This is a genomic window from Algoriphagus faecimaris (assembly GCF_900101705.1).
GTDB classification, from domain to species: Bacteria; Bacteroidota; Bacteroidia; order Cytophagales; family Cyclobacteriaceae; genus Algoriphagus; species Algoriphagus faecimaris.
Genome location: NZ_FNAC01000001.1, coordinates 183,760 through 203,654 on the forward strand (window position 1 = coordinate 183,760; position 19,895 = coordinate 203,654).

19 protein-coding genes are annotated in these 19,895 nt (G+C 42.2%); 6 read left to right on the forward strand and 13 right to left on the reverse strand.

Annotated features, from left to right (window positions below; genetic code table 11):
• Positions 1-5: 5 nt before the first annotated feature.
• Positions 6-974 (forward strand): NAD(P)-dependent alcohol dehydrogenase, encoded by a 969-nt coding sequence (locus BLQ57_RS00860; RefSeq protein WP_087937568.1) that lies wholly within the window; start codon positions 6-8, stop codon positions 972-974.
• A 2-nt stretch (positions 975-976) separates the two neighbouring features.
• On the opposite strand, the gene BLQ57_RS00865 is transcribed toward BLQ57_RS00860, so the two are convergent.
• Entirely contained in the window at positions 977-2,083 is a 1,107-nt protein-coding gene (locus tag BLQ57_RS00865) for a Gfo/Idh/MocA family protein (protein WP_087937567.1), read from the reverse strand.
• 112 nt (positions 2,084-2,195) lie between these two features.
• The gene (locus BLQ57_RS00870; RefSeq protein WP_087937566.1) at positions 2,196-3,620 is read right to left on the reverse strand and encodes an SLC13 family permease; all 1,425 of its coding nucleotides are present in this window, start codon (positions 3,618-3,620) and stop codon (positions 2,196-2,198) included.
• Between the two features lie 170 nt (positions 3,621-3,790).
• Here BLQ57_RS00870 and BLQ57_RS00875 point away from each other — a divergent pair, with 170 nt between their 5' ends.
• Complete coding sequence (locus BLQ57_RS00875; protein ID WP_087937565.1) at positions 3,791-4,237, forward strand: Hsp20/alpha crystallin family protein; 447 nt, start codon at positions 3,791-3,793, stop codon at positions 4,235-4,237.
• Between the two features lie 163 nt (positions 4,238-4,400).
• Complete coding sequence (locus BLQ57_RS00880; protein WP_087937564.1) at positions 4,401-6,824, forward strand: penicillin acylase family protein; 2,424 nt, start codon at positions 4,401-4,403, stop codon at positions 6,822-6,824.
• A 78-nt stretch (positions 6,825-6,902) separates the two neighbouring features.
• Here the strand turns inward: BLQ57_RS00880 and BLQ57_RS00885 are convergent, their stop codons facing one another.
• From BLQ57_RS00885 to BLQ57_RS00905, 5 genes are read right to left on the reverse strand one after another with little or no spacing between them, the layout of a single operon-like run.
• Positions 6,903-7,634 (reverse strand): hypothetical protein, encoded by a 732-nt coding sequence (locus tag BLQ57_RS00885; protein WP_087937563.1) that lies wholly within the window; start codon positions 7,632-7,634, stop codon positions 6,903-6,905.
• Positions 7,635-8,363: a hypothetical protein gene (locus BLQ57_RS00890; RefSeq protein ID WP_139162634.1), complete on the reverse strand. Its 729-nt coding sequence runs from the start codon at positions 8,361-8,363 to the stop codon at positions 7,635-7,637.
• A 4-nt stretch (positions 8,364-8,367) separates the two neighbouring features.
• The gene (locus tag BLQ57_RS00895; protein WP_087937561.1) at positions 8,368-9,327 is read right to left on the reverse strand and encodes a hypothetical protein; all 960 of its coding nucleotides are present in this window, start codon (positions 9,325-9,327) and stop codon (positions 8,368-8,370) included.
• The gene (locus BLQ57_RS00900) at positions 9,328-10,056 is read right to left on the reverse strand and encodes a hypothetical protein (protein WP_139162635.1); all 729 of its coding nucleotides are present in this window, start codon (positions 10,054-10,056) and stop codon (positions 9,328-9,330) included.
• A gap of 4 nt (positions 10,057-10,060) precedes the next feature.
• Positions 10,061-11,197, reverse strand: coding sequence for a hypothetical protein (locus BLQ57_RS00905; RefSeq protein WP_140166760.1), 1,137 nt, complete (start codon positions 11,195-11,197; stop codon positions 10,061-10,063).
• A 503-nt stretch (positions 11,198-11,700) separates the two neighbouring features.
• On the opposite strand from BLQ57_RS00905, the gene BLQ57_RS00910 reads away from it, so the two are divergent.
• Together BLQ57_RS00910 and BLQ57_RS00915 are read left to right on the forward strand one after the other, a co-directional pair.
• A complete protein-coding gene (locus BLQ57_RS00910) occupies positions 11,701-11,883 on the forward strand; it encodes a type II toxin-antitoxin system HicA family toxin (RefSeq protein WP_087937558.1) in 183 nt (60 codons plus the stop codon).
• Between the two features lie 28 nt (positions 11,884-11,911).
• Positions 11,912-12,298 carry a helix-turn-helix domain-containing protein gene (locus BLQ57_RS00915; protein WP_087937557.1) on the forward strand — a complete coding sequence of 129 codons (387 nt, stop codon included), beginning with the start codon at positions 11,912-11,914 and terminating at the stop codon, positions 12,296-12,298.
• A 14-nt stretch (positions 12,299-12,312) separates the two neighbouring features.
• Here BLQ57_RS00915 and BLQ57_RS00920 read toward each other — a convergent pair whose 3' ends face one another.
• The 4 genes from BLQ57_RS00920 to BLQ57_RS00935 all read right to left on the reverse strand — a co-directional run bounded on the left by BLQ57_RS00920 (position 12,313) and on the right by BLQ57_RS00935 (position 15,837).
• Positions 12,313-12,507 (reverse strand): hypothetical protein, encoded by a 195-nt coding sequence (locus BLQ57_RS00920; protein WP_139162637.1) that lies wholly within the window; start codon positions 12,505-12,507, stop codon positions 12,313-12,315.
• Positions 12,508-12,563: 56 nt separating this feature from the next.
• On the reverse strand, positions 12,564-13,289 hold the full coding sequence (locus BLQ57_RS00925) for a glycosyltransferase family 2 protein (RefSeq protein ID WP_087937555.1): 726 nt from the start codon (positions 13,287-13,289) through the stop codon (positions 12,564-12,566).
• Complete coding sequence (locus BLQ57_RS00930; protein WP_087937696.1) at positions 13,290-14,651, reverse strand: M28 family peptidase; 1,362 nt, start codon at positions 14,649-14,651, stop codon at positions 13,290-13,292.
• 79 nt (positions 14,652-14,730) lie between these two features.
• On the reverse strand, positions 14,731-15,837 hold the full coding sequence (locus BLQ57_RS00935; RefSeq protein WP_087937554.1) for an App1 family protein: 1,107 nt from the start codon (positions 15,835-15,837) through the stop codon (positions 14,731-14,733).
• A 274-nt stretch (positions 15,838-16,111) separates the two neighbouring features.
• On the opposite strand from BLQ57_RS00935, the gene BLQ57_RS00940 reads away from it, so the two are divergent.
• Entirely contained in the window at positions 16,112-16,696 is a 585-nt protein-coding gene (locus BLQ57_RS00940) for a YceI family protein (protein ID WP_087937553.1), read from the forward strand.
• A gap of 222 nt (positions 16,697-16,918) precedes the next feature.
• Here BLQ57_RS00940 and BLQ57_RS00945 read toward each other — a convergent pair whose 3' ends face one another.
• Positions 16,919-17,785 carry a sugar phosphate isomerase/epimerase family protein gene (locus BLQ57_RS00945; protein ID WP_087937552.1) on the reverse strand — a complete coding sequence of 289 codons (867 nt, stop codon included), beginning with the start codon at positions 17,783-17,785 and terminating at the stop codon, positions 16,919-16,921.
• A 110-nt stretch (positions 17,786-17,895) separates the two neighbouring features.
• Entirely contained in the window at positions 17,896-19,599 is a 1,704-nt protein-coding gene (locus BLQ57_RS00950; RefSeq protein WP_087937551.1) for a GMC oxidoreductase, read from the reverse strand.
• Positions 19,600-19,895 lie beyond the last annotated feature (296 nt).

Genomic DNA, 19,895 nt, shown 5'->3' on the forward strand with positions numbered 1-19,895 from the left:
TTCACATGAAAGCTGTCTATCGCACCACTTACACCGATTCCTCAAGAATCGAGCTGAAAGAACTCCCAATACCGGAGCCTCAAACCGATGAGATTCAAATCAAAGTCAGCACCACTTCTGTCAACCGAACAGACTTGGCGGTTTTGACAGGATGGCCATGGATCATGAGGCTTTTTGTAGGCTGGCCAAAACCGAGGAATCCCATCCCTGGCGTAGATTTCGTTGGCAAAGTCACTAAGGTTGGAGACAAAATTCGGGATTTTTCGGTTGGAGATTTGGTCTGGGGGATGAAAGACAATGGGTTCGGAAGCCATGCAGAGTATTTTTGTACCCATGCGTTCAAACTAATCCAAAAACTGCCGCAAGGCATCGATCCCATTATTGCCGCCGCAAGTATAGAGGGTGCGCATTACGCTCTTAATTTTTTGAATAAACTTAAGCTAAACCCCAAAGACAGGGTTTTGGTCATCGGAGGGACTGGGGCCATTGGATCTGCAGCGATTCAATTGCTCAAAAATCAAAAAATAGAAGTTACTGCTGTCACTTTAGGAAATGTCGATCGCGTCAAGGACTTAGGTGCCGATAAGGTAATAGATGGATTGGAGGAAAACTTTTTAGACTGTGGGGAGCGGTTTCATGCTATTTTAGATGCTGTGGGAAAAAGTAGATTTTCCATTTGTAAGCCTCTACTACTTCCCAAAGGATCCTATCTTTCTTCAGAATTGGGACCCAAATGGGAAAATATTTTCCTCGCTTTGACTACTCCGATTTGGAGCAATAAAAAAGTGATTTTCCCTTTACCACAAGATATTCAAGGTTCACTTTCACAAATGAGTGAATTGCTCCTGAAAAAACAATTTAATCCCCTGATTGATCGGGTGATTAGGTTAGCTGAAATCAAAGAAGCTTATTCCTATGTTTCTCAGGGAAAGAAAATCGGAAATGTAATCGTAAAAATGGACATTGAATCCTGATCCTAGATCACAACCCGTTTTCCTGTCTCCGCTGATTCCAGAATCGCCTCCACTATTCGAATATCCCGTTTCCCTTCTTCTCCAGGCACCTTCATGCGTTGATTATTCATGATGGCCAACGCATCCTGATCCATCTGATTGGCTTGCTGCCAAGGTACCTCATAGGGGAAATTGATTTCTCCGAGCGGACTTTTCCCTTTGATTCCGGCATAAGCTTGAAAAGGAGCTATTTCTACAGTTCCTTTTTCACAGTGGATATTCAAAAAGTTGATGTTTTCTGCAAAGCTTGTTTTGATCCAGGCGCTCACTCCATCCGGAAATTCCAATTCGGCCTCCACAATTTCACCTAAGCCATTTTGGTAAATTTCAGGCCGCTCCGTCCAAATTTTAGCAGATTTGACCGCAATGGGCTCCATATTACTGCCCAGACGAGCTCCTTGAATGGAATATACCCCCATGTCATAAATGACACCTCCTCCCATTTCACGTTTTTGTTTCCAGTGATTGGTGCGGTTCTCCCGATAGCCCGCGGCACATTCTACACGCTCTACCGAGCCAAGTAACCCTTCCTTGATAATTCGCTGAAATTCCAATGTATTCGGTTCATGCTGACATCGATACCCTATGGATAAACTCACTCCATTCGCTTTACAAGCATCGATCATAGATTGGCATTCCTTGGCCGTAACCGCCATGGGTTTTTCGCACCATACCTGCTTTTTGGCAGCAGCGGCCCGCTCCACATACTCTCGGTGCATAGAAGGTGGCAAAACAATATAGATGACATCGATGTCAGGATTATCCTTGATGGAGTCAAAATTTTCATAGTTGTAAACATTCTTGTCCGGAATGTCATATTTATCCATCCAGATTTTTTCCTTTTCCGGAGTACCTGTCACTATTCCCGCGAGATAGCAATGCTTTGTGATTTGTAAAGCAGGAGCTAAAAGGTCCGTACTGTAATACCCTAAACCAACCAAGGCTACTCCTAACCTATCTTTTTTTGTCCCCGATTGACTACAAGCCATCAAATTCAATGGAGCCAAATATGAAAGCCCGGAAAGTAGACCCAAGCGCTTGATCGATTCTCTTCTTGAAAAATTATCCATAGGTATATATCCTCTTTGTTTTCAATTCAAAATACAGCCTTTTTATCGCGAGTCAAAATTTACCGTCTCAAGTAGAAGTCTGACTTTTTAGTCAGTATCTGTCTTATTCCCATTAAAAGAAAAAGAAACCGTAAATCAAGACGGTGAAAAATGCTAAAATTGGCCCTACCACCATCATTATCAATCCTCCGGGTCTAAAACTCTTTTGTTCGACCATTCCTGTCGAAAAAGCAATGGCATTGGAAGGAGTAGAGACAGGAAGTAGCAGTGCACAGGAGCAACTCAAAGCGACAATTAAAGGGACTGAAAAACCCCAGATTCCTGGAAGAGAAAGCGCCAAAGGCACGAGAATGGATGAGGCAGCCGTATTGCTCATAATATTGGAAATCAAGACACCGATGATGGCAAAAATAATCGCAAGACCAATAGTAGGGATGGACAAGGAATAAATCCCTTCCATCACAATATCAGTCAAGCCTACCTCCACCATGGCTATTCCCAGTGCCAATCCTCCTGCTACCAGCATCAAGGTATCCCAAGGAAGCCTTCGTACATCTTCGGCTTTGATCACCTGAAAAATGGTCAGCAGCACAATAGGAATCGCCGATGTCGCTGCGATTGGAATACCATGTAGCGGTTCTGTCAACCACGTGCCGACCGTCAGAACCAAGGTAAAAATTACAGCGCCCCGCTCAAATCTTCCCTTGGAACTAGAGTTGGAGCCCAAAAACTCATTCAAATCTACACCTAGTGCCTCCAGCTGAAGATTGCGCTTCAGAAAATACCAAAAGAAATAAATCGAAATAATAGCTGCAGGAATTCCAAATATCATCCACTCCACAAAGGTGATATTTACTCCTTTTTCCTGAAGCGCTCCCACCGCTATCGCATTGGGTGTACTACCAATAATCGTCCCCATACCACCCAAAGTAGCCGCTGCCGGAATTCCAACTAGTAAAGCCTTAGTAAAAGGAGAATCCTTGCCCATGAGTCTAGCCAAGGGCAGAACCGAGGAAACCATCATCGCGGTGGTGGCAGTATTAGACATGACCATACTTCCCAAAGCAGTGGTCAGCATAAGACCCAGAAGCAAGCGATCCGGTTTTGAGCCAAATCGCTGTAAAGTGAATCGAAACAAAGCCTTATCCAAAGCAACCATACTCATGCCTTCTGCGAGAAAAAAACCACCCAAAAGCAACCAAATGACATTACTGGTCCATGTTCCCAAGTACATTTCGACAGGGGTTTCGATCTCGGTTTTAATAAAATCCGTACCAAAGCCCAGTAAAAGCCCAGCAATAGTAAATATGGCTACCGCAAATGGAGGAATGGCCTCTGTAACCCATAAACCAATAGCCAGTATAGTCAGAAAAAAAACATAATTGACATCCACTCCATAGCCCAGTGGTCTGAATAAGGAGGTCATAAATAGAGCCATTCCAAAATTCCCGATAAAAGTTGAAGAAGCATAAACCCAACCAGTTTTAATCTTCCGGTAAAGTCTCACTGCTGCGAGTCGAGAATCACTGTATGCCATGTTTTAAGAAAAAATTTTTGTGATAAAGATTTTTAAATCGTGGAAGTCAAAGATACCTTCCTATTTTAAATTGTCCAGATTTTTGACCTCAATCAGTTCTAAATGTGACTTTTATCATAGCTCATCCAGCATAAATAACTGAAATTAGATTAACGAAAAAAAGAAAAGCTATGGGCACTTTAGCAAAAAGAAACGGAGGTTTCTGGCCCAAGATGGTTCAGGACTTCTTTGGAGCAGAAAATCCCTTCGATTGGGAGGAGAAGTTTTGGTTCCCGGATAAAACCGTGGAGGTTCCCTCTGCCAATGTGATCGAGAATGAAAAAGAATTCAAACTCGAACTATCGGCACCGGGATTTGACAAGAAGGACTTTAAAGTAGAAGTCAACGAGGGTGTACTGAGTATTTCAGCCGAAAAGGAGCACAAAAAAGAAGAGGAAAAGGAAAACTATCGAAAGAAAGAATTCTCCTACTCCAGCATCCGACGTGCATTTGCGCTACCTGAAAATATCCGGCAAGAAGCTATCGACGCCAAGTATGAAAACGGACTCTTAAAAATCGTCCTTCCAAAAAATGCACTGAAAGCCAGTGACAACAAAAAAGCAATAGAGGTCGGCTGAAAGGATCTCAGAATTTCTCATACATAGCTATTTTTTATGGTTTGATTAAGCCCCGGTTGGATAGCCGGGGTTTTTTCTTTTTTTCCAGAATGAATCCCATCCATCACATTTTCATTGGAAAGCATCTTGATAAATCAAATATTCCTTGACAAATTGATCTCCCATGAACACAAAAACGCTGCTATCCACTCCTTTTCTAATGCTTTCAATTCTGCTTTTTTCCTGTCAGGAACAAGGAAATAAAAACAGCATCCAAGGACTAAAAGAAGAAGTCGAGGTCATCAGAGACGTGAATGGAATCAATCATATTTTTGCCCAAAACGAGGAAGACCTCTTCTTTGCCCAAGGGTACTTGGCCGCTAAGGACCGCCTATTTCAATTTGAACTTTGGCGAAGGCAAGCTACTGGAACGCTGGCTGAGATTCTCGGCGAGCGGGAACTGGAACGAGATCGTGGAGTGAGACTTTTTAAATTTCGAGGGGATAAAGAAACCGAACTCAGACATTATCATCCCCGTGGTGTAGAAATCGTAGATTCCTTCGTCGCTGGAATCAATACCTACATCGAGGAAGCGCGACAAAATCCAGAAAGTCTTCCGATCGAGTTTCAAATGCTGGGAATCCAACCCGAACCTTGGACTTGGGAAGTGGTGATTTCCCGTCATCAAGGCTTGCTCGAAAATGTCAGCGACGAACTCAACATCAGCCGCGTAGTCAGTCAAATTGGTACCGAAAAAGCCAAACAACTTTACTATTTCCACCCCAATGAACCCGTCTTAGAATTGGATCCGGGAATCCCAGAGGAATTGCTGATGAAGGATATTTTGGCACCTTATCGGGCTTTTAGACGGGGAGTTCGTTTCCAGCCTGAAGATATTCGGGAAGAATTCCGAAGAGAAGCCGAAGAATTTGAAGAAGCCACAGCTATTTTAGAAGAGGAATTAAACTTCACTTTGGAATCAGATGCTTTCGCTCAGGGCAGTAATAATTTCGTGGTTGCCGGGGAAAAGTCTGCAAGCGGATTTCCCATGATGGCCAATGATCCGCATCGCCTGCAAGCCATTCCTTCCTTGCGCTATTGGGTGCATCTGAATGCTCCGGGCTGGAATGTCATCGGTGCTGGTGAACCCGTTATCCCAGGAGTTTCCATCGGCCACAATGAGCATGGAGCTTGGGGACTGACCATTTTTTCTACTGACAATGAAGATTTGCGGGTCTATGATCTAAATCCCGACAACCCATCCCAGTACCGATACAGGGATGAATGGCTGGAAATGGAAAGCATCCAAGATACGATCCGGGTAAAAGGTCGGGAAGACGAGGTAGTTACACATCACTATACCATCCATGGTCCGGTGACCTTTATCGATGAAGAGCTGGATAAAGCCGTTGCCGTGGAATGCGCTTGGTTGGAAACGGGTTCAGCGCCTTATCTGGCAAGTCTGCGAATGGATCAGTCCACGACTTGGGAGGATTTCAGAGATGCCTGTACCTACAATAATATTCCAGCCGAAAATATGGTTTGGGCAGATAAAAACGGAACGATCGGCTGGCAGGCAACAGGAATCGCACCGATCCGAAAAGGCTTTTCCGGATTGGTCGCTACTATGGGCGATGGTCGATTCGAATGGGAGGATTATTTGCCCATCGCCGACCGACCACATGCTGTCAATCCCGAATCCGGCTTCATCGCTACAGCCAATCAAAATGTAGCACCGGATGATTATGCTTACCCTGAAGCTTTAGGCTTTGAATGGGCAGATGATTTCCGGGGAGAGCGGATCAAAGAGGTATTGGGTCAGGATAAGAAATTCACGGTCGAGGAATTGGGAGCTCTGCAAAACGATTACTTGGCTTTGCCCGCAAGAAAATTGGTACCCTTTCTTAAGAATGTATCCTTGGAAACTGAACGAGCAGATTCCTTAAATCAAGTGCTGCAGTCTTGGGATTTTGTGTTGGACAAAAACTCAGTAGCAGCTGGAGTTTATGTGATGTGGGAGCGAATATTGCGAAGAACCATTTCCGAATTGATGATTCCTGATGAAGCCAAACCCTGGTTGGGAAGTATTCAATTGACTCGGGTTTTGGAATGGATGGACAAACCCGAAATGCTGTATGACCGCAACCCTGTCGAAAACCGGGATCAGCTCCTGGCAGAAAGCTTTGAACAAGCCATCGAAGCCTTGGAAGAAAAGCTGGGCGAAAACCCATCTGATTGGCAATACGGACAAGCGGATTACAAACATGCCAAAATCCGTCATCCTCTGGGCGAAGTGGTCAATGGCGAATGGCAAACCAAACTCAATACCGAAACCTTACCACGAGGAGGATACAGTTTCACTCCAGGAGCCAATGCCTACGGAGACAATAACACTTCGGGGGCTTCTTTCCGCATCGTTGTGGATACCCAAGACTGGGAAAAAACCATTGGCATCAACAACCCTGGTCAGTCCGGAAATCCGGAAAGTCCGTTCTACAAAAATCTCTTCCCTAAATGGGCCAATGATGAATTTGTGGGTATTCCCTTTGCTAAAGATCATATTTTGAAGCAACAGGTGGAGCGGAGGATATTGAAGACTGATAAGTAAAAAAAGCACCGAGCCGAAACTCGATGCTGTTTAAATTTATCCTTAAAAACTGTAACGCATATTCAGGACTAGTCAGTATTATTCCTTTTCCTTCCTAAATTCAAATCTATAATACAAACCCAATCTTGTTGACTGGGTCCTTCGCTGATATGTATAGTCTTGCCCATAAAGATTGTATCCATTGCTAATTGACCGATTGATATTATTCGTTCGGAAAAGAGTCAGCCCAAAGCGCTTGTATTCCAGAGAAAGTCCATATTGAAAATTCATATAGAAGGATTTCGGGATAGTCTCCGAGGCATTCAGTACGTCGATCACCTCCTGAGTCCAATCAATTCCTTGAGGCTCTATCTTCAATTTTTCAAAATCTTGAATTGCAAAAACAGGAACAGCGGAAAGGTTAAGTAATAATTTCACCTTCTCTGAACCAATGAGCTGATAACTTCCACCTAAGGGAATCTCAATATTTCGAGTGGCAGTACCCCAGCCTTTACCTATTGAAGGGATATGATCCGGCCAAGAATCTGATGTATATTCTACTGCAAAGGCAATTCTGGATACATGGTATTGGATACCAATGTTAAGTTGAATCTTTTCAGAAACCGGGTATTGGTAACTTATAAAAGGCATGGGATAATCTGTAGATCCGTTTGTTTGTTCATATCCAATTAAAGTATCCAAAGAGATTTGGGAAGCGAACCTCCTTTGCTCATCAATTAACCCAAAACCCACTTTTAAACTCTGGGAAAAAACGGCCTGCCCCACTATCAGAAATAGGCAGGCAGTCAATATGACTTTGATTTTATTCATTTATTCCCTGTCTTTCTTTTTCAGACCAAAAGAATAGTATAATCCTATTCTTGTCGAACGGATTCTTCTTTGGAAATTATAACTCTGACCATATAGCTCATAATCCGTACTGATGGATCGACTCATATTTGCCGCACGGAAGAATGTCAATCCAAAGCGTTTATATTCCACCGATATTCCATACTGATAGTTCATATAGAAAGGGTCTGGAATTGTTTCAACCGCATTAATTACATCCAGTATTTCCTGTGTCCAGTCTATTCCCTGTGGTACTTCGAGATCGAAGGGCTCAAAATCCTGAATAGACCAGACCGGAACTGCAGATAACTCTAAGAATAATTTGAATTTTTTCTTCTTAATAAGTAAATAGCTTACTCCAACAGGAAATTCGAAATTGTTTGTGGTTGTAAGCCCACCTTTTGAAATAAAGGGGGAGTGTTCTGGAAATAATTCCGAGGTATAGCTCGCAGTCAAGGTAACGAAAGACCTATAAAATTGAATCCCGAAGCTCGAATAAAATCGCTCTGAAAGCGTCCAATCTACTTTGACAAAAGGCATTAAATAGGAAGCTCCATTTTGAGTCTGTTCAAAAACATTGACAGAATCTAACCGAACTAAGGAATTGCTAAATGAGCGTTCTTCCACTGTGGTAAGCCCTATCCTCAGGTCTTGTCCAATGGACTTTATGCTTAGACACAGTAAGACAGCTATTAATAATGAAATTCTCATATGATTAATCTACTCGAAGAACAAAGTCTATTTGACCTGTTGTGAACATTTTAGCATCTGTACCTGTAGCATCATTACAATATTCTACAGGAGTCTTTCCTAAATAGTCATCATTGTTTGAGATAGTTACTGTTTGCTTCTCTGTAAAGGTGATCCCCGTTATTGGATCTTTAAAGGACAGTTCTGTTTCTGTAGTTTTGGTACCACCACCATCGTACTCATACCAATAATAGGCGATAGTCTGCGAATAAGCCATTTTTTCCCAATTAAAAACTTCTAAATTATTTGGAAAAACCCATTCAGTTTTACATTCACTAAAAAGACCACAATCTTTCCACTTACTTCTATCTAATAAAGGCATAGATTTTTGTATTTGAGCCAAATGTGGTTCTTTTGATCCAGTAAAGGCGATAAAATAAACTTCCGGCGCACCATCCCGCCAACCTGTAGCTTCGCTCAACCATCCCATATCAGTAAACCTCACCCGATCTATTCTATCCCAATTGGAATTCATATCTCGGTCACATCCCGTACTACCCCCAGTTCCGCTTCCTCCTGAACCTCCTGTTCCGCTTCCACCTCCGGAAGTCCCTCCACACATGTAATCATCGATAAAATAATAATCATTCATCCCATCACTAAAATAGGGATCAGAAGCATCCAAACAGGTAGAAAGAGCAATTCGCCGATTAGCTCCTCGCTCTACTTTGATCAGGCGTTCGTTAAGTCCTATAACCAATACAGGCTCATCCGGCACTTGATTGATATCCCATTCACCTACTTCTCCATCTGAATAGAAGACCGGTACGATACGGTTCTGATCCAAATCCTGATCAGGTGAAATATAAAACACAGGCACATCATCACTCAAAGACTGTATGGAATACAGATCCTCCTCCTCGCCCCGCAAGGCCACCTGCATCAACGGATCAAAATCCAAATCTGAATTATTGACTTTAACCATCTAGTTCTTTTCTTTCTTTTGCATTCCAAAAGAATAATATAAGCCGATTCTCGTCGATCGGATTCTTCTTTGGAAATTATAACTCTGACCATAAAGCTCATAATCCGTACTGATCGATCGACTCATATTTGCCGTACGGAAGAGTGTCAATCCAAAGCGTTTATATTCCACCGATATTCCATACTGATAGTTCATATAGAAAGGGTCTGGAATTGTTTCAACCGCATTAATTACATCCAGTATTTCCTGTGTCCAGTCTATTCCCTGTGGTACTTCGAGATCGAAGGGCTCAAAATCCTGAATCGACCAGACCGGAACTGCAGATAACTCTAAGAATAATTTGAATTGATTCTTCTGTACAAGTAAATAACTTATTCCAACAGGAAATTCGAAATTATTGACTGGACCAAGCCAACCTTTTGAACTATATGGGATATGTTCGGGGAATGATTTTGAAGTATATTTTGCCCTAAGGTCAACCCAAGATTGATAAAACTGAACACCAATACTCGAATAAAACCGTTTAGAAAATGGCAATTCTATTTTGATAAAAGGCATCAAATCAGAAGACCCTTGACGAGGATCTTCAAAGACAGTTACAGAATCGATCTGAACGACAGAATTGCTAAACGAAGTTTCATCGACAAGACCAAAGCCTATCCTTAGGTTTTGCCCAAAGGATTCAAAGCTCAAGCCCAGACAGAAAACCATTATCAGTATATGTCTCATGTCATTAATCTACCCGAAGAACAAATTCAATTTTCCCTGTAGTGTGAACCCTTGCGTCAGATCCTGTGGCATCATGACAATATTCCACAAAAGTCATATCTAAATCTTCATCATTGTTAGAGATAGTTACTGTTTCCTTCTCTGTATAGGTTATTCCAGTTATAGGGTCTTTATAAGAAATTTCCGTTTGTCTTGTTTCGGAGTCACCGGGATCACGTTCGTACCATTGAATTGTGATAATCTGTGAATAAGCCATTTTTTCCCAGTTAAAAACTTCCAAATTACTTGGAAAGACCCATTCAGTGTTACAACTAAAGATACCACAATCTTTCCACTTACTTCGATCTACCTCTGGAATAGATTTTCTAATCTGGGCCAGATGTGATTGACTTGATCCAGTAAAGATGATAAAATAAACTTCCGGTGCACCATGAACCCATTCTTCTGCATCTTTCAAGTTCTTCATAGTAATAAACCTTACTCGATCTATTCTATCCCAATTAGAATTCATATCCCGATCGCAGCCAGAATTACCGCCAGTTCCACCTGTATCTCCACTTCCTCCACCTCCAGAAGTACTTCCACAATAATAATCATCATAAAAGTAATAATCATCGGTCTCATCACTGAAGTATGGATCAGACTCACCGATACAATCGTTTAAAGCAATTTTTAAATTTTGTCCTCGACTGACTTTAACAAGTCGCTCATTCAAACTAACAACTAATACCGGATTATCTGGAACATTTTGGATATTCCACTCCCCAATTTCGCCTGAGGCATAAAAAACAGGAACAATTGGATTTTCTTCAAGATCTTGATTTGGAGAGATATAAAAGACAGGAATACCCTCTCCAACTTCATTCATTGCAACAAGATCTTCATCTGCTCCCCGCAAAGCCACCTGCATCAGCGGATCAAAATCCAAATTTGAATTATTGACCTTAAAATTGTTTTGATTTCCAAATAACGCCTCTTCAAAAGTAATGGACTTCGAATTTGGACCTCCGATGGGGCTGGTTTTTTCTGTGTAATACAAAAAATTAAAATCCCCATCGAATTGTTCTTGGATTTTATCATAAACAAAAGTCCTTAGATTTTCACTCTTTAATCCATTCGCCAAAGAAGCCGCAAAATTCAACCCGGGTTCATTAAGATTGATATTGGATTTTTTTGCAATCTTTTCCAATTCTTTTATCTGTTGCGGTGGTTCCTCTAATTCACTACAAGAGAAATAAATTAAGGAAATTGTGATCAACGCTAAAAATCGAAGACCAAAAGAGAACAAGCCCCCATTCCAGAAGCTTTTGGGAAAACTAAGTTTACCCGCTGTGTGTGTGTGTGTGTGTGTGTGTGTAATTGTTCATAAGATTAAAATTTGATTAAATAATGGCAGTAATCTAAGTTTCATAATTTAAACGAACAAGAATTTATTCAAATATTTATAAATCTTTATTAGCTATTCGATGACGATTGAATAGTTTGCTGTAAATAATAATTTAAAATAAAAGTTACTATCATTCAATAGCCTCCTTCCACCAAAAACCCTATTCTTACTTCGTTTTTTAGACTGAGGATGACCTGAACTCATTGATTTTCTCTTTGAATCTTTTTAATATGTAGCAAATTCGCTACTTTTAGCAAATGAAAGTAAAAGACTTGCTCAAATTACTTCATCAAAAAGGTTGGGTCATCAAAGCTCAAAAAGGCAGTCATCTCCAACTTATCCATTCCGAAAAGAAAGGAAAAATAACTGTTCCAGTTCATGGCGGAGATATCCCGATTGGGACATTAAACTCAATTTTGAAGCAAGCAGGACTCAAATAATAAACAGCCAAATCAGAAAGTATAAAAAATGAAAATTGTAAAAATCCCGCTTATTATTGAAAGAGGCAAAGACAAATTACTCTGGGGCCGAGTAGTGTTTGAAGAAAATCTGATTACCGATTTTGGAAGTACCATTTCAGAACTCGAACAAAAAATCAAAAATTTGCTGCTGGAAATTGAAAACTTAAATCCAAATGCCGTCAAATTTGAGCACCATTTTGATATTTCAGCTTTATTTCAACGCTTTAATTTTTTAAAAATTTCTAATGTGGCTCAACAAGCAGGAATGAATCCTGGACTTTTGAGGCAGTATGTATCTGGAATTAAAAATCCTTCACTCGAACAGGCTAAAAAAATCGAACAGACATTGCACAAATTAGCCACTGAACTCAAAGAAGCAAGTATTTTTGTTTAAAGAAATTAGTTGAATCAAACCCACCACCAATCGGTCCCTTCCTTCATCCCGATCAGCATCAGGTATTTCTGGATTTCGATTCGTTCCTTTTCAGGCGGATACACCGCTACCAAAAGCTGAGGATTCTCCAGTTTTTCTATGCTTTCATAGTCTTCCAAATCCTGGATTTCAAATGCTATTCCCTTTCTTTTGAGAAGTTTGGAAATCAACTTGGATTTGGGATTTTTCCCCCAAATAGCCAAAGGCCCTCCACGATAGTCCAGTTTTAAAAAGCATTGATTTTTAGCTCAAAAAAGGCTTTTTGACTATAGGAATTGGAATTCCGAGATATTCGACCTGGATGCTCCCTCCAATAAAGCGTCAAGTCTTGAATGGCCTCAAACTTCACCCCTTTTTCATACCACTTGATCGCCAGATCGTAATCTTCAGGATAACTCAAACTCCCAAAGCCGCCCACCAACTCGATATTCTCCCGATAAGTCAGCCAATTGGGCGAAGCAATCACGCATTCCCGGTAGATATTGGCGTATTGATCCCCGTGCATGTTGATGTCATTGAGCCAACTCTGATAGTCCAGATATCCCGGACTTACTTCATGTTCGGAGAAATAAAGCACCTTCCCAGTGACCACAGTCCGCAAATCACATCGCTTCAAGCGATTGTTCATCAGCTCCAGTCGCCGCTCCGGCATGGTGTCATCCGCATCCATACGAGTGATCATTTTTCCTTTGGAACGAGAAAAAGCAAATTCCAGCGCGGGAATAATTCCATTTCCGGGATTTTGGAAGAGAAAAAAGCGAGCATCCTTTTTTATATAGTGCTCAAAGATTTCCCTACTTTGATCTGTAGAATGATCGTCTATTCCTATGACTTCAAAATCCGCAAAGGTCTGATCCAAAATAGAGTCTAGGCATTCCTCCAGCCAATCTGCAGCATCCTTAAATGGAATCAATACACTGATCTCAGGAAATGAATTGGGGGAATTACTCACTTAAATCCCCTCCTGTTCGATCAAATATACCAATGCAGCCATCGCTGCTGCTCCCAACTCCAATTCCCGCTGATCCACTACCTCAAAAACATCCGCAGGAGTATGATGATAGATAAAATATCGCTGGGAATCCGGATGCAAACCGATCAATATCGGGCCTTGATCCCGAAGTGGTCCAATATCAGCACCACCTCCGGGCACATCCAGTTTCCAAATATTATAGGGCGTAAAATACTCTCGCCATGAGGCCAATTTCCCACGCTGATTTTCCGTACCTGTGGAGGAAAACCCAATAGGTAAAAATCCTCCTGAGTCAGATTCGATGGCTGCAATATGCTTTTCACCTTTTTCTTTGGCTACGCGGGCATACTCTCTTCCTCCCATCAATCCATTCTCCTCATTCATCCACATAACCGCTCGTATTGTCCGCTTCGGTTTCCAAGCCAATTTCTTGTAAATCCTCAATACCTCAATAGCCTGCATACAGCCAGCACCATCATCATGAGCCCCCTCTCCTACGTCCCAAGAGTCTAAGTGGCCACCTACGGCGATAATTTCTTCCGGTTTTTCAGTTCCTCGGATTTCACCAATGACATTGTAAGACAAGACTTCCCCTTTCATCTCTCCTTCAGATTTTAAAAAAACTTTGAGATCGGATTGCTCCTTGAGCAAATCACTTAATAATTCTGCATCGGCAGTACTGATCGCTAAGGCGGGGATCTCAGGATAGTCAGGGTTATAGCGCTGATTACCGGTATGTGGAATATGATCAATTCGATTACTCATGGATCGGACGATAACTCCCTTTGCTCCATATTTAGAGGCTTCAGCTGCCCCCGAACCTCGCTGTCCCACTGCTCCACTGTAGGCTTGAAAGGTATTGACAAGTGATGGATCCATGGGTTGATTAAAAAAGACAATCTTACCACGTACACCTTCGCCTAGAGCATTTAAGCCATCCAGCCCTTTCACTTCCACTACATCTCCTAATAGTCCACTAGGCCCTGTTCCCTGCGTATTTCCAAGAGCCAAAGCGTGTAAATCAAGGGTCCCCAGTTTATTGGAATTAACGATTTTGACCTCGTCTTTGCCACCTCGGACCCAATGCGGGACCATCACGGGCTGTAAATAAACCGTATCAAATCCATAACTTTCCATCAGTTGTCGGGTATATTCTACTGCAGCGGCAGCTTGTGGTGAACCGGAAAGTCTGTGCCCGATATCCTTGCAGAGGTAGCGGAGGTTTTCGTAGGTATGACCTTCTGTGAGTTCAAGATTAAAAATGGTCTTGATATTTTCAGAATGATTCTGGGCAAAAGCCAAGGGTGAAATCAGAAATAATAGGAGAAATAGCTTTTTCATGATTTGGGAATTTTTAGGGAAATGAATAAAATCAAGGGAGATTTCAAACAAGATTATGAAGAAAGGTAATGGGCAAGGCTTAATCCTCCTCATCCTCCACTTTTTGACGCCGAATTTTATTTCGATCAGTTTCTAGGATCCATCCATTTTGAGCGGCATGTTCACTTGCTTCCATCGTGTCTTTGACCAAGATCAATGGTACTCCTATTTTTTGATATTCAACTTGAAGCTGTTTGAGTGCTTTATCCGCGACATTTCGAATATACACGGCAAGAACCCTTCCCGGAAACTCTTCGATGATTTCCTGATAAATCACCGGGTCTTCTTGCCCACTGTCTCCAATTAGAATAAAATCAAGATGATGAAAGACTCCCAAAATATGGCGAATCTGCTTGAGCTTATGATCCCGATGACTTCCCGCGATCAATTGATCCCTAGACAAACCCAAATCCCGCAGCATAAGAGGGCCAGGCGGAATCTGATGAACTTCCATCAGCTCCATTAAAAAGTCGTAGAGATTCCAAGGGCTACTTGACACATAGAATAAGGGGTTACTGTCTACTCCGTCCGAACCCTTGCGAAGAGCGGCATAAAAAGCTGAGACTCCCGGAAAAGGGATTCTGGAATGGGCATTTTTGGCAAAAGTCGTTTTCAGCATATCCCAAAGTCGCATTGCCCCTGTAGGTACAATCGTATCATCAATATCTGAAATAACTCCAAAATCAGCTTTGGAGGAAGGAATAAAAACCATAGCCTCTGCACTCACTTCCTGCTGATGAGTCAAAACTGCACGAGTTAAGGAAAGAGAAATGGACTGCCAGCCTGATTTAGGCGCAGTCTGAGGATGAATCCGAAACTCAAAGTAGCCTTCCTCGTCTGTCTGTGAAAAGAATTGCTTACCCTTCCAATTAGCCTTCACTTCCACGCCGGGAATAATGACGGTCAAAAATCGCTTGCGCATAGTGCGGAAATTTCTCCAGAAAGTATCCTCGGGAGAGGCCGGAATGATCCCCTTATCTTCCAAAACTCTTCCTGCCAAGTAAACCTCCCGCTCGTTGCCAAAACCCAAATAGGGCTGAATCATCACCGACTTGACCAAGCCCAGTCTAATCCAAAGCCAAAGTTTCGCCTGGGAGAATTTCCTTTTGAAAAAGTAAAGTAGAGGAAGTAGGCCGGATAAATTCATCCCTTAAACAGCTAAGAATTTTGGAATTGAGCAAAATAGGAAGAGAAAATAAGTGGGATTTTGAAAGTTATTTTAGAAAAAATTAAATTCGATTTCGTAGAACCCTTTTGAACGCCTTACTAAAACAGCCACATTAACGCTTGAAAAACAGGTTTTTACACCAATAATCCTGTATTCTTACCTCTTATTTATTAAATCAAACCGATAGCTTTTTCCTACGTTTTAAAAGGGATTCTGAATTAAACCTAAAACTCACAAATCAACTCTTACACCTATGAAATTATTAAGCATTTTAGTTATTGCTTTATCTATAGCTTTTACGCAAGAGACGGCCAAAATCCCTGCTACTGTCAATCTCTCCGAAAGCCAAGTTCGCTGGGAAGCCTCCAAAGTTACTGGTACACATTGGGGCTATGTCCCAATCAAAAATGCCGAATTGGACTATTCGGATGGAAAAATCACTGGCGGAGTTTTCGAAATGGATATGGTCAATCTCACAGTAGAAGACCTCACCGATCCCAAGTCCAATGGCAATCTGACCAATCACCTGAAATCAGACGATTTCTTCTCTGTGGAAAAATTCAATACTTCTACTTTTAACATCACCGAAGCAAAAACCAGTAACGGGACGGACTACACCATTTCTGGGACTTTGACGATCAAAGGAATCACTCATCCGGCTTCATTTCCTGCCAAGGTTACGGCAACTACAACTACAATCACTGCTGTAGGAGGGCTAACTTTTGACCGGACAGATTATGACATTAAGTTTCGTTCAGGGAATTTCTTTGAAAACCTAGGAGATCGAATGATCTATGATGAGGTCAAATTAGATGTGAAGTTGGTAGCTACAATTTGAGCAGACATCCGATGCCTGAGTTTTGCTTATGAATTGGATAAGATTAATTCATCTAAAATTTTAGCCAAAACCCAATTCCAGGCGTATAACTTAATGAATTTCTAATTCAGTTTGGTTTATACAATTTGATCCAAGTCAGAGGAAATCGGGGGAATTTCAAGCTTCCCCTGAGCCTCTGCACCAATTTTAAGAGTTCGCTTCTTTTTTTGGAATACTAGATTCTCAGTACCTCAAACTCTTCAGATAAGCAATACTTTTTGGCAGTGCTTCGATTTCATGTTCACTTTCATCTTCAATAAACATGTGCTTAATGCCAATTTTGTTTGCTTCTCTCAGAATAGCAGGAAAATCAAGCTCCCCCTCACCCAAAGGCACATCATTTTCAGGTCCTGTCAATCCAGTCATATCTCTGGGTGCACCCTTTTTGAAGTCTTTCAAATGCAAGGATACCCACCGGTCTCCATATTTTTTCAGCAATCCAGCGGGATCCCCTCCACCGAAATGCGTCCACATTACATCCATTTGGAGGGAAACGTATTCCGGATCAGTATTTTTGACCAAGTAATCAAATAAGGTTCCATCGCCATAAGGCTGGAATTCGTAGCCATGTACATGGTACTTGAAGATGAGACCGTTTTCTTTCAACACTTTTCCTCCTTCATTGAACGCTTTGATAGCGCGGTCCGCATCCTCCTTGGAAAATTGTCCCCGCTGATGAGGAATCCAGGCACACATGACATAGTTGGCTCCAAGTGCCTTTGCACGATCTGCTACTGCCTGCGGATCGGATTCGATCTGCTCAAATCCCGCTCCGGTCGAAGGAATAGAGATCCCTCGATCAGCCAACATTTTTTTAAATACCTCTGGCTCGACACCTTGTGGAGCTCCCCCTTCAAATTCCTTGAATCCCATCTCTTGAATAATATCGAGGGTTTTTTCCACTCCATGTTCCCAATGGTTTCTGAAGGTATAGGAGGCTATACCAAGTGGAGCCTTATATAGGGCTTCGCCCTTTTTCTGAGCCTGTGACTCGCTCGGAAAAATTAGCCAAGCAAAGGCAATTAGAATAATGATTAAATTATTTTTCATAGGTTTTTGGGTTTGATTTCGTCTAAATTTCCACAACAAAACACCGAGTTCTTAAACAGCTTCTTTATACAGTTGGAGTCAAAGGTCGGCGGGAATCGGCAGAGAATACTTCAAAGATTAAGTTTATTCAACTCGTCCACAGCATAGTTTGCAGCTCGAGCAGTGAGGGTCATAAACATCAGCGTAGGATTCTGAGTACTTGTACTCGTCATGCATGCACCATCGGTGACGAAGACATTTTTGCATTGATGGAGCTGATTGTGTTTGTTGAGCAAAGATGTCTTAGGATCATTCCCCATCCGTACTCCACCCATCTCATGAATATCCGATCCTGGAGGAGCTTGAGAGTCTGAGACGCTGATATTTTTAAAGCCCAATCGCTCGTACATTTCAGTCTGTTGCTCCAGAAAATCTCGTGTCATTTTTTCATCATTTTCTGTCCATTCGACTGACATGACGATTTTTGGGATGCCGTATTTATCTCTTTCGCTTTCACTTAATCTCATATGATTGGATTCTACGGGGATCATTTCCCCCTGCATCCAAGCTGCCATTGTCCATAGGCCGTATTCTCGGTTGAGTAGATTATCTCGCAGCTGATGACCAATCGCATCGGTGTCCGAATTGAGTTGCCTTCCTCCTGACATTCCGATAGCATAGCCTCTAAGAAAATCGGTATCCTGCTTGAATACATTTCGGAAGCGGGGAACGTAGGCATGACCGGGGTGCTGCCCTTCGGTCTTTTTATCTTCAAAGCCCTCGAAAGTAGCATATCCTTTTCCTCTATAATTATGGCAAGCCATAAATTTCCCCATTAGGCCATTGTCATTACCAAGCCCGTTGGGAAAGCGATTGGATTTGGAATTGAGCAAAATCGCATTGGAGTTGATCGTAGAGGCATTGACAAAGATGACTTTGGCATAAAACTCCATTTCCTCCTGACTTAAGCGATCAATGATACGTACACCAATAGCTTTCTCTTTCTGCTCGTCATAGATGATAGACTCTACCACAGAGTCAGGTCGAATAGTCAGATTACCGGTCTTTTGCGCCCAAGGAAGAGTTGCCGCATTAGCTGAAAAATAACCTCCATAGACACAGCCTCGATTACACATGTTTTGATGCTGACATTTATTTCTACCCTGCTCTCGATGAATATCCTGCGGGTCGGTGAGATGAGCACAGCGCCCTTGAATCAAATGTCGGTCACCGTATACTTTTTTTAACTGCTCACTGTAATGCTTCTCGATGCAACTCAATTCAAAACCTGGCTGCACAATCTGATCGGGGAGCTCGGGAAGTCCATCCCGGCTACCTGCAAAGCCTACAAAGCGCTCCACATGCTCATACCAAGGCAGCAGATCCTTGTATCGAATCGGCCAATCCACCGCAAATCCATCCCTTGCCGGCCCCTCAAAATCATAATCCGACCAGCGCTGAGTGCCTCTAGCCCAAAGCAGTGATTTTCCTCCTACATGGTAGCCTCGAAACCATCGAAATGGTTTTTCCTCAATGTAAGGCTGCTCATCTTCTGCCAAAGCCCAATGCATGGTTTCTTCTCTTCCCCATCGAGCCGCACCGATTCCGGAACGCTTTTCTATGGGGACAGTTCCTCTGAATTCAAATTCCCAGGGAGCCTTCGATGCAGTGGGGTAATCCTCGATATGACGAACCATTCTGCCTCTTTCGAGTACGAGTGTTTTAAGGCCCTTTTCGCAGAGTTCTTTGGCCGCCCATCCTCCACTTGCGCCGGAACCGATCACTATGGCATCGTAGGTGTTTTCTTGTTTGGCTTTTAGGTTTAGATTGGACATGGTGATTTAGGGTTTGAGAATATTTGGGAGAAGCAATCAAAAACCCGTCAATTCTCCCAGAGATTTCAATACAGAAGGTAAGAAATTGGTTTGAAAGCAGGAAGACTAAAGACCGGAGACAGAAGATTTTAAACTCCCTAAAAACAAAAACGGGAAGCAATCTTTCGATCACTTCCCGTTTCACAAATAGAAACCGTAATTTCTAATTGCGCCAAGCTACAGTTATTATGGATTTTCCCCAGTTACCCAGGTGCTTCACCTTTAGCCTGAAATCGACTCCGAGGAGTACGTCCTTT